The organism is Bradyrhizobium sp. SMVTL-02 (genome assembly GCF_051853005.1).
Classification (GTDB): domain Bacteria; phylum Pseudomonadota; class Alphaproteobacteria; order Rhizobiales; family Xanthobacteraceae; genus Bradyrhizobium.
The window spans coordinates 6825489-6832500 of the sequence record NZ_CP182469.1 but is presented as its reverse complement, the minus strand read 5'-3'; the positions used below and the strand labels follow the sequence as shown (position 1 = coordinate 6832500).

The 7012-nt window shown below is 65.1% G+C and carries 7 protein-coding genes (1 of these 7 running past the window's edge); 5 read left to right on the top strand and 2 right to left on the bottom strand.

The window, feature by feature from the left end; genetic code table 11:
• Together ACNJYB_RS32640 and ACNJYB_RS32635 are read left to right on the top strand one after the other, a co-directional pair.
• Positions 1–230 carry the 3' portion of a hypothetical protein gene (locus tag ACNJYB_RS32640; RefSeq protein WP_439370620.1) on the top strand. It extends 367 nt beyond the left edge of the window, so only the last 230 of its 597 coding nucleotides appear in the window; its start codon lies off the left edge, out of view; the stop codon is at positions 228–230.
• Between the two features lie 156 nt (positions 231–386).
• Positions 387–1160: an SDR family NAD(P)-dependent oxidoreductase gene (locus ACNJYB_RS32635; RefSeq protein WP_439370618.1), complete on the top strand. Its 774-nt coding sequence runs from the start codon at positions 387–389 to the stop codon at positions 1158–1160.
• Between the two features lie 15 nt (positions 1161–1175).
• Here the strand turns inward: ACNJYB_RS32635 and ACNJYB_RS32630 are convergent, their stop codons facing one another.
• Both ACNJYB_RS32630 and ACNJYB_RS32625 read right to left on the bottom strand, forming a co-directional pair.
• A complete protein-coding gene (locus ACNJYB_RS32630) occupies positions 1176–1952 on the bottom strand; it encodes a hypothetical protein (RefSeq protein ID WP_439370617.1) in 777 nt (258 codons plus the stop codon).
• 119 nt (positions 1953–2071) lie between these two features.
• Positions 2072–3430, bottom strand: a complete 1359-nt coding sequence (locus ACNJYB_RS32625; protein WP_439370616.1) for an MBOAT family O-acyltransferase — start codon at positions 3428–3430, stop codon at positions 2072–2074.
• Between the two features lie 291 nt (positions 3431–3721).
• Between ACNJYB_RS32625 and glpK the strand changes: the two genes are divergently transcribed.
• The 3 genes from glpK to ACNJYB_RS32610 all read left to right on the top strand — a co-directional run bounded on the left by glpK (position 3722) and on the right by ACNJYB_RS32610 (position 6915).
• Positions 3722–5227, top strand: coding sequence for a glycerol kinase GlpK (gene glpK / locus ACNJYB_RS32620; RefSeq protein ID WP_439370615.1), 1506 nt, complete (start codon positions 3722–3724; stop codon positions 5225–5227).
• Between the two features lie 220 nt (positions 5228–5447).
• Positions 5448–6041, top strand: a complete 594-nt coding sequence (locus tag ACNJYB_RS32615; RefSeq protein ID WP_439370613.1) for a GNAT family N-acetyltransferase — start codon at positions 5448–5450, stop codon at positions 6039–6041.
• A 244-nt stretch (positions 6042–6285) separates the two neighbouring features.
• Positions 6286–6915: a glutathione S-transferase family protein gene (locus tag ACNJYB_RS32610; protein ID WP_439370611.1), complete on the top strand. Its 630-nt coding sequence runs from the start codon at positions 6286–6288 to the stop codon at positions 6913–6915.
• Positions 6916–7012: the final 97 nt, after the last annotated feature.

The following is a 7012-nucleotide window of genomic DNA, read 5'->3' as shown; positions in this document are numbered from 1 at the left end:
TCGATCCCGCGACCAAGAAATATGTCGGCACCGAAGCCGTCATCAAGGCGCAGATCGCGCAGGTCCAGGCCGACAAGAAGATGCCGGCCAAGGAAAAGAAGCAGGCCCTCGACGAGCTCAATGAAGCGCTGAAGACGCCGGCGCCGGCGATCGAGAACAAGGGCAACATCGATCTCGTCGGCAAGTACTACGACAAGCTGGTCGCGGCGCTCGGCGACGATCAGAACTGAGCGGCCGCAACACGGCGTCGCCCGCTCTCGACAGACGGGGCGGCGCACGCCACACTCTCCGCAGTCTTGCCCACGCCCCGGTCAAGCCGCGGCCGGGCTTTGTGACGATCGGGCCGGGGCGATGACGAACAGGCGGACGTAGCGAGGCCGACAACAATGAAAAACACTCCATTCGATCTCACCGGCAAGGTCGCCGTCGTCACCGGCTCCAGCCGCGGCATCGGCCGTTCGTCTGCCGAGCTGCTGGCCAAGCTCGGCGCAAAGGTCGTGGTGTCCTCGCGCAAGGCGGACGCCTGTAAGGAGGTCGCCGACCGCATCAATGCCGCCGGCGGTGACGCCGTCGTCATCCCCTGCAACATCGCGCGCAGGAATGAGGTCGAGGCGCTGATAGCAGGCAGCACGAAGCACTACGGCAAGATCGACATCCTCGTCTGCAACGCCGCGGTCAATCCGTATTACGGCCCGCTGTTGGACATCACCGATGAGGCCTTCGACAAGATCATGGGCTCCAACGTGAAGAGCAACATCTGGCTCTCCGCGCTCGCGATCCCGCAAATGGCCGAGCGCGGCAACGGCTCGGTGATCATCATCTCCTCGATCGGTGGCCTGCGCGGCTCGACCGTCATCGGCGCCTATGGCATCTCCAAGGCCGCCGATTTCGCGCTGTGCCGTTCGCTCGCCGGCGAATGGGGCCCGAAAGGCGTGCGCGTCAACTGCATCGCGCCCGGGCTCGTCAAAACCGATTTCGCCCGCGCGCTCTGGGAAGACGAAGCCCTGCTCAAGCGCCGCACCGCCACCACGCCGCTTCGCCGTATCGGCGAACCCGACGAAATCGCAGGCGCCGTGGCCTATCTTGCTTCGGATGCCTCGAGCTTCATGACCGGCCAGACCATCGTCATCGACGGCGGCGTCACGACGGCGGCGGTTTAACCGCGGCCCGTTCACTCACGGCTGGCGCATGCCGTCGCGCTCGGCCAAAGCCACCTCGATAGCACGTACGACGATCAGGCCGCTTCGTTGGTCCAGATGCACGCCGTCGGCCCAACGCAACTCGCTCCTTGGCGGATTGATCGGCAGCCAGAGTTCTGGATCCGGGAACGCGTCGTGGACGATCGCCTTGCTGATGGTGACGGGGCGGGCGTTCTCGATCTCCGCGGCGAATGGCACTTCGATCAGAAAGACGCGGGCCCCACGTCGCTGGAGCTCGTCGGTAAGCCGTCTGATGATGGCCACATTCGCGCGCGCCGACAAGGTGGGGTCGATCCCGTTCATCTGTTCCAGCGCGCGGTCGAGATAGGCCTTGTTATCGAAGTTATCAGGCGGCTGGCTCAGCAGGCGTTCTTGCTCGGCGCGCGCCTGCGCGGGATTCGGCGGGCCGTGCTTCCACGTCTCGTAGGCTGCGATCGCCGTCCGCACCGGGCGCAGCAGCGGCACATCGGCGGGCGCGCCGCCGGAAAAACTTTCGACCAGAGCGCCGTCGGCCTCACGCGTGAGGAAGTTGGTCTCGATCAGGACGATCTTCGGCAGGTTTGGCTGTCTTGCGACGATCTCGAGGCCGGTCAGCGGCGAGCCTCCCGCCAGCGCCAGATTGCGGATACGGGGCAGCGAGAAATACTCCTCCCTGAGACGCCAGGTGAGCGAGCTGCCGACCAGCACGATATCGGGCGCCGGCTCGTGCACATAGCGGTTGAGCGCGATGAACCTACCGTCGCGGGTGGTCACGGCTGGCTGCTGCAGCGTGGCGCCGAAACGCGGCGTGGCAAGGCCGCAGGCAAGCAGCAGCGCCGCCGCGACGCCCGCGCATTTGATCAGCCATGGGAGCTTTGAGGCCTGCGGCATCGTCAGAACTGGAAGTAAATGAAGGCAGCGTCAGGCCCGGCCTCCAGATAGGCCAGCGCCGCGAGCGCACCATACAGATAAGGCTCCCAGCGCCGCAGCCTTCCCTCCAACAGCGCCCCGAAGCCGAGATGCTGGATGATGACGGGCAAGGCATAGAGCAGGGCGAGATTATAGAACAGCTTCGTCGGATTCGGATTGTCCGTCGGCTTGAACATCCCCGTCAGGTAGGCCAGCGCGTGGTCGAAGTTCGGCAGCTTGAAGAAGATCCAGAGCATCGTCACGCACAGGAAGACGATGCCGATGCGAACGACCCGCACGACGGCGCCGGCCTCGCCCAGCACCTTCAGGAAGGGCCGCTCGATGACGAGCAGGAGACCGTGCAGCATGCCCCACAGCGCGTAGCTCAGGCTGGCGCCGTGCCAGAGCCCTCCGAGCGTCATCACGATCATCAGGTTGAGGCAGGTTCTGGCCGGTCCATGCCTGTTGCCGCCGAGCGGGATGTAGAGATAGGTCCTGAGCCACGTCGACAGCGAGATGTGCCAGCGCGTCCAGAACTCGGAGAAAGACCCGGAGATGTAGGGCAGGTTGAAGTTGACAGGCAGGCGATATCCGAACAGCAGCCCGAGGCCGAGTGCGATCGCCGAATAGCCGAAGAAGTCGGCGTAGATCTGGTAGCTGTACAGGAAGACGAGCAGCCAGCGATCCTGCGTCCGCACCGTCTCATAGAGCGGATAGTCCATGTAGGACGTCATCTCGTTGAGATTGTTGGCGACGTAGAGCTTGAAAAAGAATCCGGTCAGGATCCATTTGGCCGCCTCCACGAAGTCGACGTCGGAGAGCCGCTTGGGCACGATCTGCGGCATGAACTGGCCGGCGCGCGTGATCGGCCCGGACACGAGCTGCGGAAAGAAGATGATGTAGAGGAAGACGTCCCGCAGCGGCGGCGGCCGCTTCTCCCGCGTGAGATCGACCAGCAGGCTGATGTTGTGGAACACGAAGAACGAGATGCCGATCGGCAGCGGTAGTCGCAGCAGGAAATCCAGCGGCGCGACGCCGGTCAGATGAGCCGAGGCGGTGTCGAGGAAGAGCAGCTTGTACTTGAAGAACGCCAGCACGGCGAGATTGAAGGCGATTCCGGCAGGCGTCCACACCGTGCGATTGTCGAACGCCAGGACCAGGCAGACATATGTTCCGAATACGGCGAGCAGCAGCAGCGGCAGCAGCTCCGGCTGGCCCGAGCCATAGAAAACCAGGCTCGCCAGCACGAGCAGCTGGACCTGAAAGCGGCGCAGAGGCGGCAGATAATAGGCGCCGAACACGATCGCGACGAAGACGCCGAACTGGAAGGAAGTGAATGTCATGCCGCCCCGACTGGACCGCTCCGGGATGTACCATCTTCGCTCCCGTCGTTCTAGAGCATGATCCTGAAAAGTGTGCAGCGGTCTTCTGAAAAGATCATGCTTAAACAACAACCTAAAGCATCCATCCCAATCTCATCGCGCTTTAGTCTCGCGGATCGGGTGCAATGTGCATTGTCAAACGCCGCGATACCAGCGGCGGGCCTTGACCTTCCGCCTCCAATCCGCTCCCTTTGCCGCGACACAATGATCCTCTCAGGGAAAACGCCAAGAAAAACGTGAAGGTAAGCCGCCATGTCTTTCGTCCTCGCCATCGACCAGGGCACCACCTCCTCGCGCGCGATCCTGTTTCGCGGCGATATTTCCATCGCGGCGAAGGCGCAGGCCGAGTTTCCGCAGCACTTTCCGGCCTCGGGCTGGGTCGAGCACGAGCCGGAGGACATCTGGACCTCGACCGTGATGGTCTGCCGCGAGGCGATCGAGCATGCCGGCATCAGCGCAAAGGACATCGCCGCGATCGGCATCACCAACCAGCGCGAGACCACCGTGGTTTGGGATCGCGCCACGGGCCAGGCCGTGCACCGCGCCATCGTCTGGCAGGACCGCCGCACCGCCGACATCTGCGCCAAGCTGAAGCACGACGGCCACGAGCCGGTGATCTCCCAGAAGACCGGCCTGATCATCGACCCCTATTTCTCCGGCACCAAGGTCGCCTGGATCCTCGACCACGTTCCCGGCGCCCGCGCCCGCGCCGCGCGTGGCGAGCTGATGTTCGGGACCATCGATTGCTATCTGCTCTGGCGCCTCACGGGCGGCAAGGTGCACGCCACCGACGCCACCAATGCCTCGCGCACGCTGCTGTTCAACATCCACACGGGCCAGTGGGACGACGAGCTGCTGGAGATCATCGGCGTGCCGCGCTCGATGCTCCCCGAGGTGAAGGATTCTTCCGCACGCTTCGGCGAGAGCACGCCGGACCTGTTCGGCGGCGCGATCGCGATCTCCGGGATTGCCGGCGACCAGCAGGCCGCGACCATCGGCCAGGCCTGCTTCCGCCCGGGCATGATGAAGTCCACCTATGGCACCGGCTGTTTCGCGCTGCTCAACACCGGCACGACTCCCGTTGTCTCCAAGAACAAGCTGCTCACCACCGTCGCCTACCAGCTCGATGGCAAACGCACTTACGCGCTCGAAGGCTCGATCTTCGTCGCCGGCTCGGCGGTGCAGTGGTTGCGCGACGGCCTCGGCATCATCAAGCATGCCGCCGAGACCGGTCCGCTCGCCGACCAGTCGGACTCCATGCAGAGCGTCTATCTCGTCCCCGCCTTCGTCGGCATGGGCGCGCCCTACTGGAATCCGCGCGTGCGCGGCGCGCTGTTCGGCCTCACCCGCAACACCGGCCCCGCCGAGCTCGCCCACGCCGCGCTCGAAAGCGTCTGCTACCAGACCTTTGACCTCTGGGCCGCCATGCGCGCGGACTGGCCAAGTTCGGAAACGGCCAGCGTCGTGCTCCGCGTCGACGGCGGCATGACGGCGTCCGACTGGACCATGCAGCGCCTCGCCGATCTCCTCAACGCCCCGGTCGACCGGCCCGTGATCCAGGAGACCACGGCGCTCGGCGCCGCCTATCTGGCCGGCCTCAATGCGGGCGTCTACCCCGAGCCGACCAGGTTCGCCGACAACTGGCGCCTCGAGCACCGCTTCAAGCCGAACATGAGCGAGGCGACGCGCGAGCGAAAGCTCGCCGGCTGGGCAAGGGCGGTGAAGGGCGTGCTCGCGAGCGACGAGGGGGAGGGGTAGGCGTAGGTACAGCCTCGCTCAACTGCCTCCACGTCGTCATTGCGAGGAGCTCTGCGACGAAGCAATCCAGACCGCCTCTGCGGAAAAATCCTGGATTGCTTCGCGGAGCCTGTCATCGGGCCACGCTTTGCGGACCGGTGGCTCGCAATGACGGAGTGTCGCTGCTGTGGTGCCTCAAACGGCGCCGCCCGCTCGCCTATAACGAAAGAAGCAACCAAGAATGATCCTCCCCGACGGCTATTCCGACGTCCCCACAGGCAAGATCGCCGCCGTCGTCACGCATCTCGAGATGAACGCACCTCCCGTGCGTCGGGACGATCCGCCAGGCACCTGGACCCTGCGCAAGGTCGATGCCCCCGCGCCCGCTTGGTATCGCGACCTCTACCGCCGCGTCGGCGAGGAATGGCTGTGGTTCTCGCGCGCACGCATGAGCGACACGGAGCTCGCCGCAATCATCCACGCGCCGGGAATCGAAGTCTATGCACTGGCCGTGGAAGGCCGCGACGAAGGCCTGCTGGAGCTGGACTTCCGCGAACCCGGCCAATGCGAGCTGGTCTATTTCGGCGTCACCGCCGGCTTGATCGGCACCGGCGCCGCCCGCTTCCTGATGAACCGCGCACTGGAGCTCGCGTGGTCACGCGATGTCCGCCGCGTCTGGGGCCATACCTGCACCTTCGATCATCCCTCCGCCATCGCATTCTACCAGCGCTCCGGCTTCCGCCCTTTCCGCCGCCAGGTCGAGATCGCCGACGATCCGCGCCTCGACGGCACGGCGCCGCGCGATGCGGCGAAGCAGGTGCCGATCATCGAGTAGCCCGGCTGCCTCCCCAACGTCATTGCGAGGAGCCCTTGCGACGAAGCAATCCAGAGTCTTTCCGCGGAAGGATTCTGGATTGCTTCGCTGCACTCGCAATGACGGAGCGTGGTATCTGAGCATTGACTGCGCTTTGTTGCGGGATCCGCAACGCTCTTCTTCCAAGATATCTGTTGCGGCAGGCCCGCATTGGCGATGAACTGGACGGCCTCGCCATCTCCCACGACTGACAAGAGCGCGAACCATGTTCCTGATCGGCCAATACGACTCCCCCTTCGTTCGCCGCGTTGCGATTGCGCTGCGGCTTTACGGGCTCGCTTTCGAGCACAGGCCGTGGTCGACCTTCGGCGATGCCAACAAGATCGCGCCGTATAACCCGCTGCGCCGCGTGCCGACCCTGGTGCTCGACGACGGCGAGGCGCTGATCGAGAGCACGATCATCCTGGACTATCTCGATGAGCTCGTCGGCGAGGGGAAGGCGATGCTGCCGCGCAGCGGCGCAGAGCGGCGCAAGCATCTGCGTATCTGCGCGCTCGCCTCCGGCCTCGGCGACAAGGCGGTGAGCCTGCTCTACGAGCGCGTGCTGCGGAAGGAGCAGCTTGCGCTGTGGGTCGAGCGCTGCCAGGCGCAGATCGCGGACGTCCTCGGCGTATTGGAGGCCGAGCGGGCCAGGGTGACGACGCCCTACTGGCTCGGCGATCGCATCGGCCACGCCGACATCGCGGTCGCCTGCGTCGTGCGCTTCACCCGCGAGGCACATCCGCCTCTGTTCGATGCCGCACGCTATCCGGCGCTCAGCGCGCACGCCGAGCGTTGCGAGGCGCTGGCGCCGTTCCAGGAGATCGTGCAGCCGCTGGCCCCGCCGAAGGGGTGAGGTCGTCTGTCATTCCGGGGCGCGCGTAGCGCGAACCCGGAATCCATCGTGCAGCGGGAGGCTCGCGCTAAGAGGCGCGCCTCGGAATGACAGCGCT

Coding starts and splice junctions, on each gene's coding strand:
- ACNJYB_RS32610 (WP_439370611.1), top strand. CDS start 6,286: ATGTTCCTGATCGGCCAATACGACTCCCCCTTCGTTCGCCGCGTTGCG.
- ACNJYB_RS32615 (WP_439370613.1), top strand. CDS start 5,448: ATGATCCTCCCCGACGGCTATTCCGACGTCCCCACAGGCAAGATCGCC.
- ACNJYB_RS32625 (WP_439370616.1), bottom strand. CDS start 3,430: ATGACATTCACTTCCTTCCAGTTCGGCGTCTTCGTCGCGATCGTGTTC.
- ACNJYB_RS32635 (WP_439370618.1), top strand. CDS start 387: ATGAAAAACACTCCATTCGATCTCACCGGCAAGGTCGCCGTCGTCACC.
- glpK (WP_439370615.1), top strand. CDS start 3,722: ATGTCTTTCGTCCTCGCCATCGACCAGGGCACCACCTCCTCGCGCGCG.